At 67.4% G+C, this 22,496-nt stretch carries 21 protein-coding genes; 7 read left to right on the top strand and 14 right to left on the bottom strand.

Features of this window, described 5'->3' with window-relative positions; genetic code table 11:
• Window positions 1-136 precede the first annotated feature (136 nt).
• The 3 genes from nth to ACM0PB_RS08565 are packed head-to-tail and all read right to left on the bottom strand — an operon-like array spanning window position 137 to window position 1,966.
• Window positions 137-826 (bottom strand): endonuclease III, encoded by a 690-nt coding sequence (nth, locus tag ACM0PB_RS08575; RefSeq protein WP_414604687.1) that lies wholly within the window; start codon window positions 824-826, stop codon window positions 137-139.
• The gene (locus ACM0PB_RS08570; RefSeq protein ID WP_005415900.1) at window positions 826-1,179 is read right to left on the bottom strand and encodes a hypothetical protein; all 354 of its coding nucleotides are present in this window, start codon (window positions 1,177-1,179) and stop codon (window positions 826-828) included. The genes nth and ACM0PB_RS08570 overlap by 1 nt, the downstream gene beginning before the upstream one ends.
• Window positions 1,180-1,183: 4 nt before the next feature.
• Window positions 1,184-1,966: an enoyl-CoA hydratase-related protein gene (locus tag ACM0PB_RS08565; RefSeq protein ID WP_262220182.1), complete on the bottom strand. Its 783-nt coding sequence runs from the start codon at window positions 1,964-1,966 to the stop codon at window positions 1,184-1,186.
• 167 nt (window positions 1,967-2,133) lie between these two features.
• Between ACM0PB_RS08565 and ACM0PB_RS08560 the strand changes: the two genes are divergently transcribed.
• The 3 genes from ACM0PB_RS08560 (at window position 2,134) to ACM0PB_RS08550 (ending at window position 4,755) form a co-directional block, all read left to right on the top strand.
• The gene (locus ACM0PB_RS08560) at window positions 2,134-2,835 is read left to right on the top strand and encodes an FKBP-type peptidyl-prolyl cis-trans isomerase (RefSeq protein ID WP_005408797.1); all 702 of its coding nucleotides are present in this window, start codon (window positions 2,134-2,136) and stop codon (window positions 2,833-2,835) included.
• Between the two features lie 217 nt (window positions 2,836-3,052).
• Window positions 3,053-3,856, top strand: a complete 804-nt coding sequence (locus ACM0PB_RS08555) for a CoA pyrophosphatase (protein WP_065177410.1) — start codon at window positions 3,053-3,055, stop codon at window positions 3,854-3,856.
• Window positions 3,853-4,755 carry a sulfurtransferase gene (locus ACM0PB_RS08550; RefSeq protein ID WP_414604686.1) on the top strand — a complete coding sequence of 301 codons (903 nt, stop codon included), beginning with the start codon at window positions 3,853-3,855 and terminating at the stop codon, window positions 4,753-4,755. Before ACM0PB_RS08555 ends, ACM0PB_RS08550 begins: the two co-directional genes overlap by 4 nt.
• 377 nt (window positions 4,756-5,132) lie before the next feature.
• On the opposite strand, the gene ACM0PB_RS08545 is transcribed toward ACM0PB_RS08550, so the two are convergent.
• Complete coding sequence (locus ACM0PB_RS08545) at window positions 5,133-5,699, bottom strand: N-acetylmuramoyl-L-alanine amidase (protein ID WP_053498686.1); 567 nt, start codon at window positions 5,697-5,699, stop codon at window positions 5,133-5,135.
• 72 nt (window positions 5,700-5,771) lie between these two features.
• On the opposite strand from ACM0PB_RS08545, the gene ACM0PB_RS08540 reads away from it, so the two are divergent.
• The gene (locus tag ACM0PB_RS08540) at window positions 5,772-6,299 is read left to right on the top strand and encodes an alpha/beta hydrolase (protein ID WP_024958728.1); all 528 of its coding nucleotides are present in this window, start codon (window positions 5,772-5,774) and stop codon (window positions 6,297-6,299) included.
• Window positions 6,300-6,444: 145 nt separating this feature from the next.
• Window positions 6,445-8,583, top strand: coding sequence for a bifunctional 23S rRNA (guanine(2069)-N(7))-methyltransferase RlmK/23S rRNA (guanine(2445)-N(2))-methyltransferase RlmL (gene rlmKL, locus ACM0PB_RS08535; protein WP_414604685.1), 2,139 nt, complete (start codon window positions 6,445-6,447; stop codon window positions 8,581-8,583).
• Window positions 8,584-8,704: 121 nt separating this feature from the next.
• On the opposite strand, the gene ACM0PB_RS08530 is transcribed toward rlmKL, so the two are convergent.
• The 7 genes from ACM0PB_RS08530 to aptA form a co-directional block, all read right to left on the bottom strand.
• Entirely contained in the window at window positions 8,705-9,178 is a 474-nt protein-coding gene (locus ACM0PB_RS08530) for a hypothetical protein (RefSeq protein ID WP_005415907.1), read from the bottom strand.
• A 29-nt stretch (window positions 9,179-9,207) separates the two neighbouring features.
• Window positions 9,208-9,537, bottom strand: coding sequence for a DUF3325 domain-containing protein (locus tag ACM0PB_RS08525; protein WP_005415908.1), 330 nt, complete (start codon window positions 9,535-9,537; stop codon window positions 9,208-9,210).
• Window positions 9,534-11,171, bottom strand: a complete 1,638-nt coding sequence (locus tag ACM0PB_RS08520) for a PepSY-associated TM helix domain-containing protein (protein WP_329953674.1) — start codon at window positions 11,169-11,171, stop codon at window positions 9,534-9,536. Before ACM0PB_RS08520 ends, ACM0PB_RS08525 begins: the two co-directional genes overlap by 4 nt.
• On the bottom strand, window positions 11,168-11,482 hold the full coding sequence (locus tag ACM0PB_RS08515; protein WP_329953675.1) for a DUF3649 domain-containing protein: 315 nt from the start codon (window positions 11,480-11,482) through the stop codon (window positions 11,168-11,170). Before ACM0PB_RS08515 ends, ACM0PB_RS08520 begins: the two co-directional genes overlap by 4 nt.
• A gap of 245 nt (window positions 11,483-11,727) precedes the next feature.
• The gene (locus tag ACM0PB_RS08510) at window positions 11,728-13,014 is read right to left on the bottom strand and encodes a DUF445 domain-containing protein (RefSeq protein WP_065177404.1); all 1,287 of its coding nucleotides are present in this window, start codon (window positions 13,012-13,014) and stop codon (window positions 11,728-11,730) included.
• Window positions 13,015-13,079: 65 nt separating this feature from the next.
• Complete coding sequence (locus tag ACM0PB_RS08505) at window positions 13,080-13,988, bottom strand: hypothetical protein (protein WP_005415912.1); 909 nt, start codon at window positions 13,986-13,988, stop codon at window positions 13,080-13,082.
• 63 nt (window positions 13,989-14,051) lie between these two features.
• On the bottom strand, window positions 14,052-15,404 hold the full coding sequence (aptA, locus tag ACM0PB_RS08500; RefSeq protein WP_329953676.1) for an omega-aminotransferase AptA: 1,353 nt from the start codon (window positions 15,402-15,404) through the stop codon (window positions 14,052-14,054).
• A 104-nt stretch (window positions 15,405-15,508) separates the two neighbouring features.
• Between aptA and ACM0PB_RS08495 the strand changes: the two genes are divergently transcribed.
• A complete protein-coding gene (locus ACM0PB_RS08495) occupies window positions 15,509-17,005 on the top strand; it encodes an aldehyde dehydrogenase (RefSeq protein WP_065177402.1) in 1,497 nt (498 codons plus the stop codon).
• A gap of 237 nt (window positions 17,006-17,242) precedes the next feature.
• Window positions 17,243-18,544, top strand: coding sequence for an MFS transporter (locus ACM0PB_RS08490; protein WP_032954064.1), 1,302 nt, complete (start codon window positions 17,243-17,245; stop codon window positions 18,542-18,544).
• Here the strand turns inward: ACM0PB_RS08490 and ACM0PB_RS08485 are convergent.
• The 3 genes from ACM0PB_RS08485 to ACM0PB_RS08475 all read right to left on the bottom strand — a co-directional run bounded on the left by ACM0PB_RS08485 (window position 18,525) and on the right by ACM0PB_RS08475 (window position 22,072).
• Window positions 18,525-18,986 carry a bacteriohemerythrin gene (locus ACM0PB_RS08485; protein WP_005415916.1) on the bottom strand — a complete coding sequence of 154 codons (462 nt, stop codon included), beginning with the start codon at window positions 18,984-18,986 and terminating at the stop codon, window positions 18,525-18,527. The two genes, ACM0PB_RS08490 and ACM0PB_RS08485, sit on opposite strands and share 20 nt — an antisense overlap.
• A gap of 85 nt (window positions 18,987-19,071) precedes the next feature.
• On the bottom strand, window positions 19,072-20,415 hold the full coding sequence (locus ACM0PB_RS08480) for a diguanylate cyclase (protein WP_049416322.1): 1,344 nt from the start codon (window positions 20,413-20,415) through the stop codon (window positions 19,072-19,074).
• A 94-nt stretch (window positions 20,416-20,509) separates the two neighbouring features.
• Window positions 20,510-22,072, bottom strand: coding sequence for an MASE1 domain-containing protein (locus tag ACM0PB_RS08475; RefSeq protein ID WP_414604684.1), 1,563 nt, complete (start codon window positions 22,070-22,072; stop codon window positions 20,510-20,512).
• Window positions 22,073-22,496: the final 424 nt, after the last annotated feature.

The raw sequence follows: 22,496 nt of genomic DNA, 5'->3' as shown, positions 1-22,496 counted from the left end.
AAATGTGACAGTTCACGCGCGGCAGACATCCGCCGCAGGCCCCGTCACGGCAGGGCCTGCCATTGAAACCGCTTGCGTATGACGCCCGGATTGCGACCCGGTTGCAGTAGAGCCACGCCCTGCGTGGATGCTGCCGTCACTCGGCCGTGGTCTTTTCCTCGAACCGGCACAGGTCGGCGATCACGCAGCCCGGGCAATCCGGCTTGCGCGCCTTGCACACATAACGTCCGTGCAGGATCAGCCAGTGATGCGCGTCGAGCAGGAACTCGGCCGGGATCACCTTCACCAGCTTGTCTTCCACTTCGCGCACGTTCCTGCCCGGCGCCAGTCCTGTGCGGTTGGCGACGCGGAAGATATGCGTGTCCACCGCCATCACCGGCTCGCCGAACGCGGTGTTGAGCACCACGTTGGCGGTCTTGCGCCCGACACCCGGCAGCGCTTCCAGCGCTTCGCGATCACGCGGCACTTCACCGCCATGCTTCTCCAGCAGGATCGCGCAGGTGGCGATCACGTTCTTTGCCTTGGCGTTGAACAGCCCGATGGTGGCGATGTACTGCTTCAAGCCATCCTCGCCGAGCGCAAGGATCTTCGCCGGCGTGTTGGCGACCGGGAACAGGCGGCGCGTGGCCTTGTTGACGCCGACGTCGGTGGCCTGCGCCGACAACGCCACCGCCACCAGCAGCTCGAACGGCGAGCTGTACTCCAGTTCGGTCTTCGGGTGCGGGTTGAGTTCGCGCAGGCGGGTGAACATCTCCACCACGTCGGCGCGTGGCATCGTGCCGCCACGCCGCGCCGGGGCGCGTGCGGTCTTTTTCGTGGTGGCCATTACTGTTCCTTGCCACTGGCGCGGGCCTTGGCCCGGGCCAGAATCGCGGCTGCCGCAGCGGGCAGGGCGGGCTTCACGTCCGGGGCTGGTGCCGGGGTGCGACGTGCATCGCGCTCGGCCTCGCGGCGGGCCAGGCGCACCGCACGGGCACGGTAGCGTTCGCGTGCAGCCCAGGCCGCGCGCAGTTGCTGCTGGGCCTGGCACAGGCGTTGCGGAAGGTCGGGGTGGTCAGGCAGCAACCGGTCGTCGCCGGCACGGACGATGTAGTCCATCAGCCCGGCCTGCAGGGCACCATCGAGATCGTCTGCCTGGACCCGGGCGAACAACTGCGCGGGGTTGGGTCGGGATGCCATGGCGTCAGCGGTTCTGGAAGGCCGGCGCGCGGCGTTGCAGGAAGGCGCTGGTGCCTTCGCGCATGTCCTCGGTGGCGAACAGCAGGCCGAACTGCGCACTTTCGTATTCCAGCCCGGCCTCCAGGCTGCATTCGCCGCCCACGTGCACCGCGTCGAGCAGGCCACGCAGGGCCAGCGGGGCCGAGCGTGCCAGCTGGCGGGCGACGTCCTGCACCCGGTTGTCCAGCGCGTCGGTCGGCACGACTTCGTTGACGATGCCCAGTTCCAGCGCACGCGCGGCGTTGATCGGCGCCCCCAGCAGGCACAGCTCCAGGGCGGCGGCGCGGCCGCACAGGCGCAGCAGGCGCTGGCTGCCGCCGAAGCCGGGGATCAGGCCGAGGTTGATTTCCGGTTGGCCGACCTTGGCGGTATCTGCGGCGATGCGCAGGTGGCAGGCCATCGCCAGTTCCAGGCCGCCGCCCAGTGCGAAACCATTCACGCGTGCGATGACCGGTTTGGGCATGCGTTCGATCTGGCGCATCAGGGCCTGGCCCAGCAGCGAGAAATCACGTCCCTGAACGGCGCTGAGAGTGTTCATTTCCGCGATGTCGGCACCGGCCACGAACGCCTTGGGGCCCGCCCCGGTCAATATCACGACGCGCACCTCCGGATCGGCGGCGGCGTCGCTGAAGGCATCGGCCAGGGCCTGCAGGGTCGCGGCGTTGAGGGCATTGAGCTTGTCCGGGCGCTGGACGGTCACGGTGCGGATGGCGCCGTCGTCAGCGACAGCGATCAGGGCATCGGCCACGGGGAAACTCCTGGAACGTTAAAAAAAAGTGATATTGAACTCTGGAAACGCAGACGGGTCATAGCCTGCATCGTGAGTAGCGGTTACACGTTGCGCCCGTTATCCTAACCCGTCGCCTCAGGGCGGCGCAGAACGTCCCTGAGTTACCACCCCTGGAGAACTGTTTGATGAAGTTGCGTTCTATCGCGGTCGCCGTCGCGGCCCTGGCCCTGACGGGCAATGCCTTCGCCCAGGACGTCTCGTCCGAAAAGGGCAAGCTGAGCTACTACTTCGGTTACGACTACGGCAACAACCTGGCGGAGCTGACCGGTCGTGGTGAGCAGCTGGACATCAACTCGGTGGTGAAGGGCCTGCAGGATGCCTACGCCAAGAAGCAGCCGGCGATCACCGCCGAGCAGCTGAAGCCGGCCGTTGAAGCGTTCCAGAAGCGCGAGCAGGGCCGTGCCCAGGCCGCCAAGGCCGAGTACGAAAAGGCGGCTGCCGAAAACAAGACCAAGAGCGACCAGTTCATCGCGGCGAACAAGGCCAAGGCCGGTGTGCAGTCCCTGCCGAGCGGCGTCCAGTACCGCGTGATCGAGGCCGGCAAGGGTGCCAAGCCGACCCAGGCCAGCACTGTGCAGCTGGAAGTGGCCGGTCCGTTCCCGTACGGCCAGCGCCCGACCGAAGCCCGCCCGGCCCAGCAGATCCCGTCGATCAAGGTCAGCGAAGTCGAAATGAAGGCCATGCGCGAGACCCTGCTGCAGATGCCGGCAGGCTCGAAGTGGGAAGTCACCCTGCCGCCGGACCAGGCCTACGGTGCCGATCCGCGCACCCCGTTCCCGCCGAACGTGGCTGTGCAGTTCGAGATCAAGCTGGTCAGCGTCAAGTAAATCGAAGCAGCAAACGAAACGCGCCGGTGATTCCACCGGCGCGTTTTTGTTTGCGCAGTCCCTGACGGTAGAGTCGACTGTCAGTCGACTGTTTTTGGGTCACATCGGGGAAACGCCCGCGCTGCGCGCGCGAGTCGACTGACAGTCGACTCTACCGTCCGGCTGGGCCACCCGCGCAAATTCAGCCCGATCGCGCTACTGTTGGCGGGTGCAAACAATGGAAGAAACGGCGCGTGTTGTCGCAAGTCCCTGCATCGGAGTGTGCACGCTGGATCCGCACCGGCAATGCGCCGGCTGCGGGCGGCATATCGATGAGATCGCGCGGTGGTCGTCGATGAGCAACGAGGAACGCAGCCGCATCCTGCATCGCGTGCAGCCCCTGCGGCAACAACTGCAGCAGTCCCTGCGCGGTTCGCTGACCGACCACGAACGACTGATGCGCGCGCTGCACCCCTTGGCCCAACCACCTGCGGGCGACGGCTGGAACCGCAGTGAGCTGGTCGACCTGCTGCCGCCCGGGCCTCCAGTGGAGGCTGCGGTGCTGGCCGGCATCGTGCCGCGCGCCAACGGCGCACAGGTGATCCTCACCCGTCGCACCGAAACACTGCGCACCCATGGTGGCCAGGTCGGATTCCCCGGTGGCCGCACCGAACCCGATGACCGCGACGCGCTGGCGGCCGCGCTGCGCGAGAGCCAGGAAGAAATCGCATTGGCGCCCGGCCAGGTGCAGGCGCTGGGGTATCTCGATCCCTTCGTCACCATCACCGGCTACCGCGTCACGCCGGTGGTGGCGGTGGTCGATCCGGAGTTCGTGCCTGTGCCGCAGCCCAGTGAAGTAGCCGAGGTATTCGAGGTGCCACTGGATTACCTGATGGCGCCTGACAGCCTGCGCCAGGTCGAAATCAACCATCGCGGCCGGGTACGCCACGTGCTTGAGTATGGCTGGCCGGGCCAGCGCATCTGGGGGGCGACCGCCGCCATTCTCTACAACCTGCGTCGCCGCCTGGAGCAAGTGCAATGAAGCTGATCGATCCGCCGTGGACCACCCTGGTCGATGTCGCCACCCTGGCTGCCGCGTTGGGCGAAGGCATCCGCGTGGTCGACGCACGCGCCACTGCCAGCACTGCGGTGCGGGTGGTCGATGCGCGCTCCTCGCTGGCCGACCCGCAGGCGGCAAGCAGCCAGTATCTGGCAGGTCATATCCCGGGTGCGGTGTATGCCGATCTGAATCGTGACCTGTCTGATCTGTCGCGCGTCGGCCATGGTCGCCATCCACTGCCGGACAGCGATGCCTTTGCTGCGAAGCTGGGGCAGTGGGGCATCGGCCCCGACACCCAGGTGGTGGTCTACGATGGCAGCGACGGCAGCATGGCCGCCTCGCGCCTGTGGTGGCTGCTGCGCCTGATCGGTCACAGCAGGGTGGCCGTACTCGACGGCGGCATCGCCGCCTGGCAGGCCGCCGGTCACACGTTGGAAAGCGGCCAGGCTGAAGTGACAGCGCTGCCTGCCTACCCGGGCCGCTTCGACACCATCCAGATCGCCAACGCCGATGAAATCACCGCGCGGCTGAAGCATGCGCCGGGCTGGCTGGTCGACGCGCGGGCGGGTGAGCGTTTCCGTGGTGAAGTGGAGCCGCTGGACCCGGTGGCCGGGCATGTGCCGGGCGCGGTCAACCGCCCGTTCGCATTGAACGTACTCGACGGCCGCCTGCGCGACGCACAGGAGCTGCGCGCCGAACTGCAGGGCGTGATCGGCAACCGCGATCCGCAGCAGGTGGTGCTGATGTGCGGTTCCGGCGTGACCGCCTGCCATCTGCTGCTGGCGATGGAAAGCGCGGGCCTGAGCGGCGCGCGCATCTACGCCGATTCCTGGAGCGGCTGGGTGAGCGATAGCAGCCGCCCGGTGGCGACCGGCGCCTGAGCCGCGCGGGGTCGGATCCGTTTTCCAACGGAAAGCGGCTCTGACCCCATCAACCGAAAATCGGGGTCAGAGCCCGTTGCGCAGCAACGGGATCCGACCCCGTGTCGATTCGAAGGATCGCGGAGAACTGTCGAAGGCGGGGTGGGTCCGGTTGCGGGGGTGTCCGCGGCATGGATGCCGCGGCCAAGCCGCCATGGGTGAGGGCGCTTTGCTTGCGAAGCACTGCTTCGCAAGCGCCCGAACGCACAGCCGCCAGCGGCTGGGCCGGCCTGGGGCTTTACGGCGTCCCCCGCAATCGGATCCACCCCGCCATCCCCCGGAATGCCAGCTCTTGACGTTGACGTTGCCTCTGCGGGTGCAGGGCGCAGCCCTGCCGCTTACCCAACCGGCTGCAGTGGCACCTTGGCCAGGATTCGCGCCCACGGGAACAGCGGCCCCGGATCGCGCTTGCGCGCCACCGTCAGCGCCGCATCGTCGCTGGCCGGCACCTGCTCCAGGTCCAGCTGGTCATGCCCGGCAATCCGCCGCAGCGACGGATAGTGCGCCACCAGCGCTTGCAGCAGGCCTTCCAGCGCCTGCAGCTGTGCCTCGGTGTAGGGCTCGTCCATCGCCTGGTGGCGGCTGTCGAACCAGTCCGGATAGCGCCCGCGGTTGACCAGCTCGATGCCCAGCGTATGCGCGTTCATGCCGCGCACGTGATGGGCCACGCGTTCCGGCGCCACGTACTGCACCACGCTGCCATCGCGGTCGATGTAGAAGTGCCCGCTGTTGCCGGCGCCGCTGTCGTACAGCACGCGCTCGCCGTACTCGCGGGCCATCGCCAGATCGGGCAGCTCGGTGCAGTGGATCACCACCATTTCCAGCGAGGCGGGATCCCGCAGCGGCAGTCGGTCGTGATAGGGCAGGGGCTGCAGCTGCAGGCCGGGCAGGAGCGGGTTGGGCATCCGGCGATGCTAGCATTGCGGCATGAACCTGCCTTCCCTTTCCTCGTCGGCCCGCGCCCACGGAGCACGCGCATGAGCCGCGGCCACTGCATCCTCTCCCATGGCTTCGAGAGCGGCCCGGAGGCGACCAAGGTCACCGCGCTGGCCGAGGTGGCGCAACGCCTGGGCTGGACCCACGAGCGCCCCGACTACACCGACCTGGACGCGATGAGCGAGGTCAGCCGGGTGGGCGACGTGCCGACCCGCCTGCGCCGTCTGGTTGAACGCGCCGCCATCGCGGCCCGTCAGGGGCCGGTGGTGCTGGCCGGCTCCAGCCTGGGCGCCTACATCTCCGCCATCGCCTCGCTGCAGGTGCCGGTAGCCGGCCTGTTCCTGATGGTGCCACCGACCACCATGGGCCCGATGCCGGCGCTGGACGCCGCTGCGGTGCCGACCACGGTGGTGCAGGCCTGGCATGACGATGTGGTACCGGCTGCCGGCGTGATTGCCTGGGCGCAGGCGCGTTCGGCGCAGTTGCTGCTGGTTGACGACGGTCACCGCCTGGAGCGCCACGTGGAGGCCTCCGCGCAGGCCTTCGAGCGCCTGCTGCGGCAACTGTGAAGCCAGGGCGCACGGCGCGCCCGCCCGCATTGACTACAATGGCAGCCCCGCCGCCCCCGGCGCGGGCCTGCCGGCCGTGCCTACGGCCCTCCTTTCCGACCGGCCCGGCCCCTGTGCCGCGCCCGACCACCTGCGAACCGATCCCGTGAAATTCTTCGTCTCCTGCGCCAAGGGCCTGGAATACCTGCTTGCCGATGAACTGTCGGCCCTGGGCCTTGGCAAGGCCACCGCCACCATTGCCGGCGTCAACGCCGACGGCGAACTGGCGCAGGCGCTGCGGATCGTGATGTGGTCGCGCCTGGCCAGCCGGGTGCTGTGGCCGATCGACGAGTTCGACTGCCCGGACGAGCAGGCCCTGTATGACGGCGTGCGTGCACTGCCGTGGCACGAGCACATCTCGCCGGAGATGACCTTGGCGGTGGATGCGCACGTGTCCGGCGACAAGATCACCCATGCACGCTTTGCCGCGCAGCGGATCAAGGATGCGATCGTCGACCGCATGCGCGACGAAGGCCTGGAGCGGCCCTCGGTCAATACCGATCTGCCCGACGTGCGCGTCAACCTCTCGCTGCGCAAGGGCCGCGCCTCGCTGTCGATCGACCTCGGCGGTGGCCCGCTGCATCGCCGCGGCTGGCGCGGTGCCGCCCACGAGGCGCCGCTGAAGGAAAACCTGGCCGCCGCGCTGCTGCTGCGCGCGCAATGGCCGCGCCTGCATGCCGCCGGCGGTGGGCTGCTGGACCCGATGTGTGGCAGCGGCACGCTGCTGATCGAAGGCGCGCTGATGGCCGCCGACGTTGCCCCAGGCCTGATGCGGCATGGCAGCCTGCCGCCGAGCCGTTGGCTGGGCTTCGACAAGGCGGCCTGGAAGTCCATCCAGAGCGAAGCACGTGAGCGCGAAGCGGCCGGTCTGGCCGCGCTGAAGCCGGTCATCCACGGCAGCGACATCGACCCGGCTGCGATCCAGGCGGCCCGCGAGAATGCCGAGGTCGCCGGCGTCGCCCACGCGATCCGTTTCACCCGCGCCGATGTCGCCGACCTGGCCGCGCCGGAACAGGAGATCGGTGCGGTGGTCTGCAACCCGCCGTACGACGAGCGCCTGGCCGCCGATCCAGCGTTGTATCGTGCACTGGGCAATGCCTTGCAGAAGGCAGTGCCGCAGTGGCGCGCCAGCCTGCTGTGCGGCAATGACGAACTGGCCTTTGCCACCGGCCTGCGTGCCAGCAAGAAGTACCAGATGTTCAACGGTGCGCTGGAATGCGCGCTGATCGTCTGCGATCCGATCGCTGTGCCGGGCCGTGATCCGGCACAGCCCCGCGAGCTGAGCGAAGGCGCGCAGATGGTGGCCAACCGCCTGCGCAAGAACCTGAAGAAGTTCAAGAGCTGGCGTGCCCGCGAGGTCATCACCTGCTTCCGCGCCTACGACGCCGACCTGCCGGAGTACGCGGCGGCCATCGACGTCTACGAGGAAGAGGGGGGCAGGCGGCGTACCTTCCTGCATGTGCAGGAATATGCGGCACCGGCGGCGATTCCCGAGAACGACGTGCGCCGCCGCCGCAATGAGCTGCTGGCCGCCGCGCGCGAAGTGTTCGGCGTGCCACCGGAACAGGTGTCGATGAAATCGCGCGAGCGCGGCAAGGGCGGCAGCAAGTACGGCCGCTTCGAGCAGCGCGACGAGTTCATCGTGGTGCGAGAGAACAACGCGCTGCTGCAGGTGAACCTGTTCGACTACCTCGATACCGGCCTGTTCCTTGACCACCGCCCGCTGCGCCGGATGATGGCCGAGCAGGTGCGTGGCAAGCGTTTCCTGAACCTGTTCTGCTACACCGGCGTGGCCAGCGTGCAGGCCGCCGTGGCGGGTGCCGCCAGCACGACCAGCGTCGACCTGTCGGCTACCTACCTGCAATGGTGCTACGACAACCTGGCGTTGAACGGACAGGGGGGCAACCAGCACCTGCTGGTCCAGGCCGACGCGATGGCGTGGCTGGAAGGCGACCGTGGCCAGTACGACGTGATCTTCTGTGACCCGCCGACTTTCTCCAACTCCGCACGCGCCGATGACTTCGACGTGCAGCGCGAACAACTGAAGCTGCTGCGTGCGGCGGTGGCGCGGCTGGCACCGGGTGGCGTGCTGTACTTCTCCAACAACTTCCGCCGCTTCAAGCTGGAAGAGAACGCCATCGCCGAGTTCGCCCAGTGCCGCGAGATCACCGCACGCACGATTGGTCCGGATTTCGAGCGCAACGCGCGCATCCACCGCGCGTGGGAACTGAAGCGGTTGGGGTAAGCCCGGTAGTGCCGGCCGCTGGCCGGCAACTGCGTCAGAACCGTGGAAGGTCCGCGGGATGCCGGCCAGCGGCAGGCATTACCGCGTCTGGTCCGTAGATCCACGCCATGCGTGGATCGGCCTAAAGCACCAACAATCGCCCCGGCGCATGGGCCAGGGGCCAATGGCCCTGTTCGTACAGCGCAAGCACAGGCTCCCAGTGTGCCGGCAGGCCGAGATGCATCTCCAGCAGGCGTTGCCGGAAGGCGAACATCGCCCCATCGCGCGCCACCAGCTGCAGGTCATGTGCACCACAGCGCAGGGCCGGCAGATCCAGTGCCGAAAGCGCGCGCATCAACGTGCGGTTGAGTTCGCGTCGGGCGTCGGCGAGTTCGGCTGGATGGGGCAGGGCGCCGTGAAACGGATCCGAATCGCCCAGTGTGGTGGGCATCCATTCGAAACCATCGGTATCGATGGTCCGCAGTGCTTCGGCCAGCGACCGAACGGCGACGACGCCGGCCGCTATGGGCAGTGTTTCACCCAACCGGGAAAAAAAGCCGATTCCAGACATCCGCTGCAGCACGCTATCCATACCGGCATTGTAGTTCGACGCCATGCGTGGACGCCGCCGTCCACGTCCTGCGGCTACAGCAATTCCAGCACCAACCCCAGCACCGGCAGCGCGATCGCCAGCGGCGCAATCCATGTTGGACGATACGGGTACAACCCGAACGACAGCGTCACGCCGGCCAGGGTCATTGCGCCCAGCCATAGCACCGGGCCCATCGCCCAGCCGTGGTCGGCCACGCACAGTGCGAACGCCGCCGCCAGCAGCGCCCAGCCCAGCACCCGCCACTGCATCCGCCGTGCGGGTGCGGCCGCGGCCTTGCCATGCAGGTCGTGCTGGTGCTTTTCCATCGACAGCGACAGCGCGGTGAACGCAGAGAACGACAGCGCCAGTGCCAGCAGCATCATGCGCTGGCCTCCGCTTCGGCCGCTTCCGCAGTGTTCACCGATGCCTTCGGTGCAGCCGCAGCGGCCGCACGTTTCTTCTTCTCGGCCGCACTCAGCGGTGGCGTCCAGCGCTGCATGCGCCAGCCGCACAGCGCCAGCATCGCGCCGAACGCGATCATCGAAAGATCGACGCCGGCCAGTACCCAGTCGCCGCTGCGCAGTGTGACCCCGAGGTGGGCATGGGTGGTCACTGCATTGACCACCGGCACCAGTGCGAACGCGGCCGCACCCAGATAGAGCTGCCACGCCCACATCATCCGCTTCGGCCAGATGAAGGCGGCCAGCAGCGCGCCGCCCCAGGCGTAGAAGAACACGTTGGCCTCGGCACTGGAGCGCTCGGCGATCTGCAGCGGCAGCAGGCGGTTGCCCCAGAAGTACGCCGCGAAGGCGATCGGCAGGCCGGCCACGGTGCCGATGTTCAGCGCATCGACCAGGCGCAGGCCGAATCCGGTACGCCCGCTCTTGGCATGCCTGGGACGCTCCTTCACCGCCCACAGCACCACGCCGCTGGCGACCATCAGGCAGCCGACCAGGCCGGACAGGAAGAACAGTGCGCGCAGGCCCCAGTCGGCGAAGCGCGCCAGGTGCAGGCCATACAGCACGCCACGGGTGGCGGTGGCACCGCCGGACGGTGGCGTCTCTTCCAGCAGCGCACCGCTGACCATGTTGTAGCGCAGCGCCGGGGTGTCGGTGGACAAACGCCTGCCGTCACGTTGGCGGATGTCGATCACCGCATTGGCAGCGCCCGGGTTGGACACGGTGAAGCCGGCCACTTCCACGCCGTGCCAGTGCGCACGCGCGCTGTCCAGCAACTGTGCGATCGGCAGCGGCGTGGCGCGGCCCTGCGCCGGCGCGGTCACCTCTGGCATGCCGCCGAAGGCTTCGCTGAAGAACTTGTCCTCGTCCTGCGGGTAGGCGACTTTCACCCCCCACGGCAGGTACATGATCATCAGAGTGACGATGCCGGTGTAGGTGATCATCGCGTGGTACGGCAGGGCCATCACCGCGCTGACGTTATGGAAATCCAGCCAGGACCGCAGGCCCTTGTCCTTGCGGAAGGTGAAGAAGTCCTTGAAGATTTTCTTGTGGGTGATGACGCCGGTGATGATCGCCACCAGCATGAACATCGCGCAGAACCCGACCAGGTAGCGCGCCCAGTACACCGGGATGTAGTGCAGGTCGAAGTGCAGGCGGTAGAAGAAGTCGCCGCCACGGGTCTCGCGCGCCTTCAGTGCCTGGCCGGTGTTCGGGTCGAGCGTGGCGTCGCCGAAGCCACCGCGACGGCCACGACTGGGGTCGGCCAGTTCCGGTGGCAGCCGCCAGAACAGCTGCATGGCCGGGTTGCGCGGCTGCGGCAGGGTGACGAACCAGTTCTCGGCGTGACTCGCATTGGCCTGCAGGTAGGCCACCGCGCGCTGCGCGGCCACGTCGATGCTGACGTTGCTGGACGGCAGCTCCGGGCGCATCCAGCGGCTGATTTCTTCACGGTAGTAGCTGGCCGTGCCGGCCATGAAAATCAGCAGCAGCAACCAGCCGACCAGCAGGCCGGTCCAGGTGTGCAGCCAGGCCATCGACTGGCGGAATCCGTTCTTCATGCCCAGGCCCCCAGCATGCGCGCGATGGCAGCCATCAGCAGGGCGGGAGCGAGAATGCCGACCCACGCACGCAGCGCGCTGCGGGTGGCGAACGCCCACAACGCCGCGCAGGCGGCGACCAGGATCGCCAGCAGCATGCCGGTCAGCACGGTCTGGCCGCGCGCGCCGGGCAGCGCCACCGCGCAGAACACGCTGGTCACCGAGGCCAGCGCATAGCCGCCGAAGATCGCGGCCAACGAACGTGACAGCACGCCCCAGCGCGGGCTGGAGAACAAGGTGCGGGGGCTGGCGGGTGTGGGCGAGCGGTCCACGGCGTTCCTGAAGGTAGGAGAAGGGATGGAACGCGTCCGCGGCCCCCTTGCGCCCTGCGCATGTCGCCCAGCGTGTCCCATCGACGAAGCACTGCCCGCGCAGACGGGCAGCCCAGAAGTCGGGGCAGTACACGGGCGATGGGCACGTTTTTCGTGCCCGTTTGGCTAAGCGTACAACCGATCAGTAAATGATATGTATTCGCATTTCATGAATCAAGCGTGCTGATCCTGGGCGTTGGCCGGGGCTAGAACCTGAACACCACGGTTGCCGCATGCAGCAGCAGGCCGATCAACCCGCCCACCAGGGTGCCGTTGAAGCGGATGAACTGCAGGTCGCGACCCACACTCAGTTCCAGTTGCTCGACCAGATGCCGCTCGTCCCAGCCCTTCACGGTCTGCGCGATATGCGTGGTCACGCCCTCGCGCAGGCGGCCGGTCAGGCGCTGCGCACCTTCCAGCAGGTGCTGGTTGAGGGCCTCGCGCAGGGCCGGGTCGGCCTGCAGGCTGCTGCCCAGCGACGCCAGGCTGCGCCGCAGGTGTCCGACCAGCGCAGAGTCTTCGCGTTGCAGGTCGGCGCGCAGGCTGGCATGGATACGCGCCCACAGCCCCTGCACGTAGTCCTGCAGGGCGGGGTGGTCGATCATGTCCTGCTTGAGCTGTTCGATGCGCTCAGCCAGCGCCGGGTCTTCGCGCAGGCGCTGCACGTAGTTCTGCAGCCAGGTCTCGTAGTCCTGGCGCAGCGGATGCTGCGGCTCGGCCAGCACCTGTTGCAGTTCTTCCAGTACCGCCCGCGCCAGGCGTTCGGCCAGGCTGTCGCCGATCTCGTCGATTGGCTTGACCCAGTTCACCGTGCTCGACAGCGTCGGCCATTCGCGCTGGATGTAGCGCACGATCAGCTGCGAGGCGCGCTCCTTCACCTCCGGCTGCTCCAGCCAGCGTCCCAGGCGCTGCAGGCCCTCGTCCAGCACGCGCTGGTGGCGGCCATCGGCGGTCAGCAGGGCCAGCAGTTCACCGGCGGTGGCAGCAGCGTTCCACTGCCGCAGCTGCTGCACCACGAAGGCATGCAGTTGCCGCCGCACCGCGGTTTCGTCGAAGAAATCCAGTGCCTGCAGCGCCCAGCCGCGGGCCATGTCGGCCAGCATCCGCGAGCGTGCCGGGTCGGCCAGCCAGCTACCGAGACGACTGGCCGGATCGAACACCTGCAGCTTGGCCAGCAGCACACCCGGTTCCAGGAACTGGTCGCGCACGAACAGCGCCAGGCTGTCGCCGATGCGTTCCTTGCTGCGCGGGATGATCGCGGTGTGCGGAATCGGTAGGCCCATTGGCCGCCGGAACAGCGCAACGACTGCGAACCAGTCGGCCAGCGCGCCGACCGCAGCAGCCTCGCAGAAGGCCGAAACCCAGGCCCAGATGCCGCGTTCGCCGTGCCAATGGCTGACCGCGAATCCGGCCAGCATCAACAGCAGCAGGCCCAGTGCGAGGGCTTTCAGGCGCCGCAGCTGGGCGCGGCGCGGATCGTGGGCAGGCGTCATGCCGGAAGTCTAACCGGCACGGCATGAGCATCTGGTAGTGCCGGCCGCTGGCCGGCATCTTCAGTTCACCCGATACCTTCATGGGGTTGCCGGCCAGCGGCCGGCACTACCTGCTTGCGCAGCGCGGCCAGCTGCGCGCGCAGGGTGTCGTTCTCGCGGGTCAACGCGACCACGCGGCGGCGCAGGGCCGGGGCATCCTCGCCCAGCTGTTCCAGTGCCAACAGTACCTCGGCGTCGCGGCTGGCGATCTCGTCCTCGCTGGGCTCCTCGAAGTCCATCTCGGCCGCGTCCGGCTTCGGCGCGCGCGGCTTGCGCTTGGATTCGCGCACGCGCTTGGCCGCCTGCTTCAGCTCATCCTTGCCGCCGGCGGCGGCGGCGCGTTGCTCCTCTTCGGGCAGATCGGCCACGGCTGCGGCGGCGCTGATCGAGATCACGCCGGCCTTCACTGCCTCCACCACTTCGGGTGCAGCCTGGGCATGGATGCGCTCGATCATGCCGACCTGGCTGGTACTCAGCTTGGCTTCGCGGGCCAGTTCGGCGCGGCTGAGCTTCGGTGCCGGCTCCCACGGCGGGCTGTCCTCGCCCGCCTCATCGGCAATCTCGGCGGTACCGTCGCTCTCGCGCTGCAGCTGCGCCTGCTCGACCTGCTTGCGGGCGGCCAGGATGTCGCGCTTGCGCAGCGCCAGCACGCCGCGCTGGAAATCGGACACGCTGCGACGGCCCAGATGCTGCTCGATCATCCACAGGTGAACGTCTTCCATGCTCTGGAAGCGCGTGTTCTGCACGGTGTTGAAGGGCAGGCCATGCTTCTGGCAGATGCCGAAACGGTTGTGACCATCGACCAGCACATTACCCCACAGCACCAGCGCATCGCGGCAGCCTTCGGCCAGGATGCTGCGCTCCAGCGCGTCATGTTCGTCCGCGGTCAGCGGGTCGATGTAGGCCTTGAGTTCTTCTTTGACGACGATATCCATGGGCACGGCAACGAGCAGGAGCGGAACCGCCCATTGTACCCGCTCGCCACCACCGGCCCGGGCTCAGGCGGTGGCCCCGATCATCTCGCCCAGCGTGCCGGTGATCTGGTCGATCTGTGCCTTGTCCACGATCAGCGGCGGCGACAGCGCGATGATGTCACCGGTACAGCGCACCAGCAGCCGGCCGTCGTGGAAGCAGCGCCGGAACACCTCGTAGCCGCGGCTGCCAGGTGCATCGCGGCGCGGCGCCAGCTCGACCGCGCCGACCAGGCCGAAGTTGCGGATGTCGATCACGTTGGGCAGGCCCTGCAGCGCGTGCAGCCGTTCCTGCCAGTACTCGCCCAGTTCGATGGCGCGCTCAAACAGGCGCTCCTCGGCGTAGACGTCCAGTGTTGCCAGCGCTGCGGCGCAGGCCAGCGGGTGTCCCGAGTAGGTATAGCCGTGGAACAGCTCAATGGCCTGTGGCGGGGCCTGCATCAGCGTGGCATGCACGGCGTCGCTGGCCAGCATGCCGCCCAGCGGCACCGCGCCGTTGCTGACCGCCTTGGCAAAGGTCAGCAGGTCCGGGGTGACCCCGAAGCGCTGTGCGGCGAAGGGCATGCCGACCCGGCCGAAACCGGTGATGACCTCATCGAACACCAGCAGGATGCCGTGGTGGTCGCACAATTCGCGCAGGCGCTGCAGGTATCCGGGCGCGGGCAGGATCACCCCGGCGGAGCCGGCGATGGGTTCGACGAAGACGGCGGCAATCGTCGAGGCGTCATGCAGCGCGATCAGCCGTTCCAGGTCGTCGGCCAGCTCCGCGCCCTGGCGCGGCAGGCCCTTGCTGAACGCGTTGCGCTGCAGGTCCAGGGTGTGGCGCAGATAGTCCACGCCCCCCAGTTGCAGGCCGAACGCCCTGCGGTTGTTGGGCAGACCGCCCAGCGCCATGCCACCGAAACCGACGCCGTGATAGGCCTTCTCGCGGCTGATGAAGCGCGTGCGCTGGCCCTCGCCACGCTGGCGGTGGTAAGCCAGCACGATCTTCATCGCGGTATCCACCGCCTCCGAGCCGGAGCTGGTGAAGAACACATGGTTGAGCGGGGCCGGAGCCAGTGCGGCCAGCCGCTGTGCCAGCGCGAAGGCCGGCGGCGAGCCCATCTGGAAAGCGGGTGAGTAGTCGAGCGTGCGTGCCTGCCCGGCGATGGCCTCGACGATGCGCGGTCGCGCGTGGCCGGCGTTGCAGCACCACAGGCCGGCGGTGCCGTCGAGGATCTGTCGGCCATCGATGTCTTCGTAGTGCATGCCTTCGGCGCGGACCAGCATGCGTGGTGCCGCCTTGTACTGGCGGTTGGCGGTGAATGGCATCCAGTAAGCGTCCAGTGACTCGGGGCGCTGTGTGGTCAGGTCGTGCAGGTCGCTTCCGGGACGCTTCATGCCAGCTCCGTCGGGTCCGATGCGACGAATGTAGCGCAGCCACGTCACGGCGGAGTCGCGGTGACCCAGGTATAACCAAGGCTCGTAGAATGCTGGAGCTTCCCATGGCCGATTTTCCCGACCGCAGCCATTGGCAGGCACTGGCCCTCCAGCTGTCGATGCCAGGCCAGGCCTTCATCGATGGCCGCTATGTCGATGCAGCCAGCGGCGCCCGTTTCGACTGCGTCAGCCCGATCGACGGTCGCGTACTGGGGGCGGTCGCCGACTGCGACGCACAGGACGTGGAGCGCGCGGTACTGGCCGCGCGGCGCAGCTTCGAGGCCGGCCACTGGTCGCAGGCCAGCCCGGCCCAGCGAAAGCGCGTACTGTTGGCGCTGGCGGCATTGGTCGAAACGCATGCCGACGAGCTGGCCCTGCTGGAAACCCTGGACATGGGCAAGCCGGTGCGTGATGCGCGCCGCATCGACCTGCCAGGCGCGGTGCGCTGCCTGCGCTGGACCGCCGAGGCCGTGGACAAGCTGTACGGCGAGATCGCGCCGACCGGCCCGCACGAACTGGGACTGGTCACGCGCGAGGCCGCCGGGGTCGTGGCCGCGATCGTTCCGTGGAACTTTCCGCTGCTGATGGCCTGCTGGAAGATCGCGCCTGCATTGGCCATGGGCAACTCGGTGGTGCTCAAGCCGTCCGAGCGCTCGCCCTTGAGTGCGTTGCGGCTGGCGGCGCTGGCCGCCGAAGCGGGCCTGCCAGAGGGCGTGCTGAACGTGCTGCCGGGGCACGGTGCGCGCGTCGGTGAGCCGTTGGCCCTGCACATGGATGTGGACGTGCTCGCCTTCACCGGCTCCACGGCCACGGGCGCGAAGCTGCTGCAGTGTTCAGGGCGATCCAACCTCAAGCGGGTCTGGCTGGAGTGTGGCGGCAAGAGCCCGCATGTGGTGTTCGCCGACGCCCCTGATCTGGACGCCGCCGCGAAGGCGGTGGCACAGGGTATCTTCTTCAACCAGGGCGAGGTCTGTACCGCAGGTTCGCGGCTCCTGGTACAGCGTTCGATCCGCGAGGATTTCGTGCATCAGGTGGTTGCCTATGGCCAGCACATGCACCCCCGCCATCCATTGGACCCCGATGCGCCGATGGGCGCGCTGGTGGATGCCGCGCACCTGGACAAGGTGATGGACGATATCGCGCGCGCCGAAGGCGAGGGTGCCCGGTTGCTGCTGGGTGGGCGGCGCGCCGAAGTGGAAGCCGGCGGCAGCTACGTCCAGCCCACCGTGTTCGACCAGGTGCGCCCGGAGCAGGCACTGGCGCGCGAGGAAGTGTTCGGGCCGGTGCTGGCTGTGCTTGGTTTCGAAGACGAGGCCGAAGCGGTGCGCGTGGCCAATGACAGCCGCTACGGCCTGGCCGCCGGCCTGTGGACACGGGACCTGGGGCGAGCCCACCGCGTCGCGCGCCAGCTGCGTGCCGGCAGCATCTGGGTGAACGGCTGGGATGGCGGCGACATGACCGCTCCGTTCGGGGGCTACAAGCAGTCCGGCAACGGGCGCGACAAATCGCTGCATGCGTTCGACAAGTACAGCGAGATCAAGGCCACCTGGATGCAGCTGTAACGACGCGATTGCTGGACGGCTGTTCGCTCTCTGTAGAGTCGAGCGATGCTCGACTGCCGTTCGTTCTTGTAGAGCCGAGCCATGCTCGGCTGCATCTCGCGAAGAACCGTCGAGCATGGCTCGACGTTACAGGAGGCGCCTGCCCCCTCGTCGGCATCGGTGTCGGCTGAAACCATCGTGCCGTACCGCCGCCAGCCCGTGGCAGAATCGGTCGATCTGCCATTTCCCGTGTTGCCGATGTCCTCGATCACCGCTGCCGCGCCGCCCGTGAATTCCCCCCGTCGTGTTCTGCTGGCCAGCCTGATCGGTACCACGATCGAGTTCTTCGACTTCTACATCTACGCCACGGCCGCGGTGCTGGTGTTCCCGCACCTGTTCTTCCCGGACAGCAGCGAACAGGCAGCCCTGCTGCAGTCGCTGGCAACCTTCGCGGTGGCCTTCATCGCACGCCCGGTTGGCTCGGCAGTGTTCGGCCATTTCGGCGATCGCATCGGCCGCAAGGCCACCCTGGTGGCTGCGCTGCTGACCATGGGGCTGTCCACGGTGCTGATCGGCCTGCTGCCGACGCACGCGCAGATCGGTCTGTGGGCGCCGGCGCTTCTGGCGCTGTGCCGTTTCGGCCAGGGCCTGGGTCTGGGCGGCGAGTGGGGCGGGGCAGTGCTGCTGGCCACCGAGAACGCACCGCCGGGCAAGCGTGCCTGGTACGGCATGTTCCCGCAGCTGGGTGCACCGCTCGGCTTCCTGCTGTCGGCCGGCATCTTCCTGGTGCTGGGCCGTTGCCTGAGCCAGGCCGACTTCCTGCAATGGGGCTGGCGCATTCCGTTCGTGGCCAGCGCGCTGCTGGTCGGCCTCGGCCTGTGGGTGCGGCTGAACATCCACGAGACCCCCGACTTCAAGCAGGCGCTGGAGCGCAAGGCGCCGGTGCGGCTGCCGATGTGGACGGTGCTGCGTGACCACCCGGTGCCGATGCTGCTGGGTACCCTGGGCGCGTTCGCCACCTTCGTGCTGTTCTACCTGATGACCGTGTTCAGCCTCGGCCATGGCACGGCGGTGCTGGGTTACAGCCGCGAGCAGTTCCTGCTGATGCAGATGGCCGGCATGCTGTTCTTCGCGCTGGGCATCCCGCTGTCGGCGCGCTATGGCGACCGCTGGGGGACGCGCCGCACGATGATCGTGGCCAGCGTGCTGATCATCGGTTTCGGCGTGCTGTTCGCGCCGCTGTTCCAGCCGCACAGCCCGTGGATGGTCACCGCCTTCCTGTGCCTGGGCCTGTTCCTGATGGGCCTGACCTATGGTCCCTGCGGTACCTTCCTGGCCGAGATCTACCCGGTGGAGGTGCGCTACACCGGCGCATCGCTGTCATTCAACCTGGCCGGCATTCTGGGTGCGGCACCGGCGCCGTACCTGGCCACCTGGCTGGCCGAACGCTTCGGTCTGGTCGCGGTCGGCTACTACCTGTGCCTGACTGCGGCAGCGACGCTGTGCGCGCTGGTGGCACTGCACCGGCGCGCGCTGCGGTTCAGCCAAAGAAGCGCTTGAGCGTGCGTCCCAGCCAGCCACCGCCCTGGTGCTCGCGGGTGAACTGGTTCAGGTGTGCCTTGACCTGTTCGGCATAGGCCTGATCATCGCCGCGGATGTGGTTGAACAACCAGCGCGAGAGCATCGTGCGCAGTTCATCGCTGATGTCCTCGCCGGCCTGGAAGCGCAGCCGGTACTCGGCCACACGCTTGATGAAGATCTCATGCACGCGCTTGTGCGCGGCACAGAACGGGTAGCCCGCTTCCTCCATCAGCTCTTCCTCGAACGCGAAGTGCGACATGGTGTAGTCGACCACCTCGTCGATCACTTCACCCACTGCCGCGCGCTGCAGGCTGGACTGGGCCACGTGCAGGTGGTTGAGCATCTCGATGATGCGGCGGTGTTGTTGGTCGATCACATCGATGCCGATGTTCAGATCGTCCTGCCAGACCAGTAGTGCCATCCCCGGCTCCCCTTCATGCGTATGTCGGGGCCGACTGTAGAGCTGTCGTGCGGGAACGGCGTTGATCTGGATCAAAGCGAGCCGGTCAGGTCAGCGCAGGCTCGCGTGGACGCAGCGGGCTGGCCACCGTGGTGCAGCTGACCCGATTGCGGCCACCGGCCTTGGCCAGGTACAGCTGGCGGTCGGCCTCGGAGATCAGCCGGTGCAGCGCATCGCGCTGCGGGCGCAGGCAGCACAGGCCGATGCTGACCGTCATGCGCAGGGTAGCGGTGCCGATGTCCACCTCCAGTGCGGCGATGCGCTGGCGCAGCTCCTCGAAGTACAGCAGCGCCTCGTCCTGTTCCATGTCTGGCACCAGCAGGCAGAACTCCTCGCCGCCGAAGCGCGCGATCAGGTCGTGGCTGCGTGCATGCGCGGTCACCGCGCCGGCCACCGCGCGCAGCGCGTCGTCGCCCGCTTCGTGGCCATGGGTGTCGTTGATGTGCTTGAAGTGGTCGATGTCGATCATCGCCACCGCCACGCATTGGCCGTGCAGCTGCAGCTGCGGCAGCTGACGCTGGCTCTGCTCCAGGAAGAAGCGTCGGTTGGGCAGGCCGGTGAGGAAATCGCGGGTGGCCAGGTCCTGCAGGGTGCCGATCAGCTCCAGCTGGTCCACGTTCTGCGAGACGCGGCAGAAGAACTCCTCGCGCGAGAACGGCTTGCGCAGGAAATCGTTGGCGCCGTTCTTCAGGAAGCGCGGGATCAATGAGGCGTCGGTATTGCCGGAGATGCCGATCACCGCCACCTTGTCGCGCGAGCGCAGGGTGCGGAGGCGACGGGTGAATTCCACGCCTTGCATGCCGGGCATTTCCTGGTCGACCACCGCCAGGCGGATCGCCGGATGCGCCTCGATAGCAGCCAGGCCCTCGTTGCCGTCGGCGGCTTCGTGCACCTCATGCCCATACATCCGCAGCAGGGCGGCGGCATAGCCACGCGCGGACGGCGAATCGTCCACCACCAGCGCGGCGATGCGTCGGTTGCGTTCCAGCCGCTGCACCAGCCACACCAGGTAGTCGATGCTGCCCGGGGTGTTCTTCAGCACGTAGTCGATGATCTGCTGCTGTAGTACGCGCTTGCGCAGGTCCTCGTCGTAAACGCCGCTGACCACCACCGTCGGCAGGTCGCGCTTGAGGAAGAACTCGACCACCGCATCGCGGTCGCCGTCGGCCAGCACCAGTCCGGTCAGCACCAGGAACCAGCCCCCGCCTTCGCTGAGCAGCCGGTCGGCCTCGGCCAGGGTGGAGGCGATCACCACCGGCAGTTCCAGGCGCTGCTCGATGGCTTCGCGCAGCATGCCGGTGAACGCACGGGAGTTTTCGACCAGCAGGATCCGCTGCGGCAGCGGATCGGCCAGGTCGCCATCGACGGCGGCCTGCGGCAGCACGGGCATGATGCGGTGGCTCACGAGGGAGGGGCTCGGCACGGATAGCGGCGGTTTCGGGCGCAACTTTAGCGGAGCAGCGTGCCCTGCGCGTCGTTCCCGGTCAGGCAGGCGATGCGAATGCCGCCGCTGTACCCGCAATCGATTCGTGCAGGACGAGCCGGAGCCGGTTGCTACGGCAATGCACCGTGCCGCCGTAGGCCATTATCCGGCCGGCCAGACGCTCGGTGGCTTGCTGAACGGTCCGGTTCGACAGCGTGCAACCACGGTCAAGCAGGCCCACAACCACCACGATGCCGCGGCGTTCGCCAGCCTGGCCGCTCCGGGCGCGCACGCTGACCTGTCCCGATTCCAGCTCCAGCAGCAGCGACACCGCCTCGATCAGCGAGCGATAGATGGCGAGTTGCAGGTCCACCGTCAGCAAGCAGGGGTTGCCCTCCAGCCGGGGCGGAATCACGCGATGGGAGTTGTTCCAGGTCTCGCATGCGCCGCCAACCCGAAGCGCGATATACAGCCCAACCTGCTCCAGCCCCGTGGGGTAGACCAGACTGGCCTGTTCACGGAACAGCCGCGAGTGCACGGATGAGGCGTGCTGCAGGCTGTTGGCCACGGCATGATGCCCCTGCGCCTTCAGCCAGCTGACCATCTCGCCGAGCGAGCTGTCCATGCCTTCGCCGAGTTGCTTGAGATGGGAGGCGCGCTCGCGAAGCTCACGCTCACGGGTCTGATGCGAACTGCGTGCCAAGCGCAATGTGGTTTCCTCAGCCAGTCCACGGGACCGTGCACGCTCATGGTGATAGCTGATGCTGGATCCCAGTGCGAGCAGTGCGACACTCATCACGGCCATGTTCTGCTGGGTGGCGAAGGTGCCCAGGTCGAACGAGGACGGTAGGCCGGTGCTGGGTGTGGCGAAATGGAGTGGAAGGTTCAACAGCGGAATCGCGATGGCAGCGCCACGCCACCCATGCATGAAGGTCAGGGCGATCGCTGGGAGGGAGGACAGCAGCACCAGGTGGGTGCGTGTGGTGTGGGCGCTGATGGCCGTCAGCTGCATGCACAGGCCCAGGACCAGCATCACCAGGATGGCCGTGACCGTAGGCGCAGCAAAGCGGCGCGTCCAATTGGGATCCGCGTGTCGTCGCGACCCGAGGAATGCCAACGGCACGAGGGTGATGATGGCGGCGAAGTGGCCAAAGATCGTGCGATCAACTGCGCTAAGCAGGTTGCTGGGCGGCGGGTTCGACCACAGAGCAAATGAAATGCCCATATTGAGAGCCGGGACGAACAATGCCGTGCAGAAGGTCAGCGACAGCAGCCAGAGGCCGGTGGCGGACTCTGATGGCATTCTCATGCGATGCAAGTAGACCACCAGCATCGCCAGCGGCATCAGCAGAGTCGAGGCCAGGATGACCCAGACCAGGCCGTAGCTATCGATCATGGGGATGCGCAGGGTTGCGAAGTACGCGTACTCCCCAAGCAGCAGGTAGGGCCACAGGCGGGTCGGGACGATCAGTAGTGCCGCTGCCCGGATGCCCGCAGGCAGGAAGAACTGATCCAGCGAGAACTGACGGGAGGCAAGGCAGCTCAGGGCGTAGACGGCCGCGAGTGCGATTCCGACGGGTCGGATCCGGAAGCTCAGTTCAATCGATTCTTTGAATCGCTCCAAGCCCGCGTCTCCCGTCTCCCGGCCAATGATGACTGGCCACTTCCGAAGACATTATCGACAGTTGGAGAAGGGCGCAATCGAGGTGCGTGGCCTCCCTTTGCGCTGCAATTGGCGGCTTCCTGTGCTTCGTGGCCCTACACGCCCGGCAGTGCGGCGGCATAGCCACCAACGGACGGTTAATCTTCCACAATCAGCGCGCCCACGGTTCGATCACGTTTTAGCCGTTGCACCAGGCACATTGGGCAGTTGATGCTGTCCGCTGTGTTCCCCATCACACAATCGACGATGTCCTGCAGTTACACGCGCTTGTCCAGGTCCTTGTCTCAGATGCCACTGACCTGCACCGTGGCGGGTTTCGATGCAGGTATTGGCGATTTCGGACGCATGGGTTTGCATCGATCCAGTGGATTATGTCCCATGGGCA

Origin of the sequence: Stenotrophomonas sp. AR029 (assembly GCF_047520695.2) — a bacterium.
In the GTDB taxonomy this organism is placed as follows: Bacteria; Pseudomonadota; Gammaproteobacteria; order Xanthomonadales; family Xanthomonadaceae; genus Stenotrophomonas; species Stenotrophomonas sepilia.
Note: the sequence above shows the minus strand (reverse complement) of the source record. Positions and strands in the feature narration are given on the sequence as shown.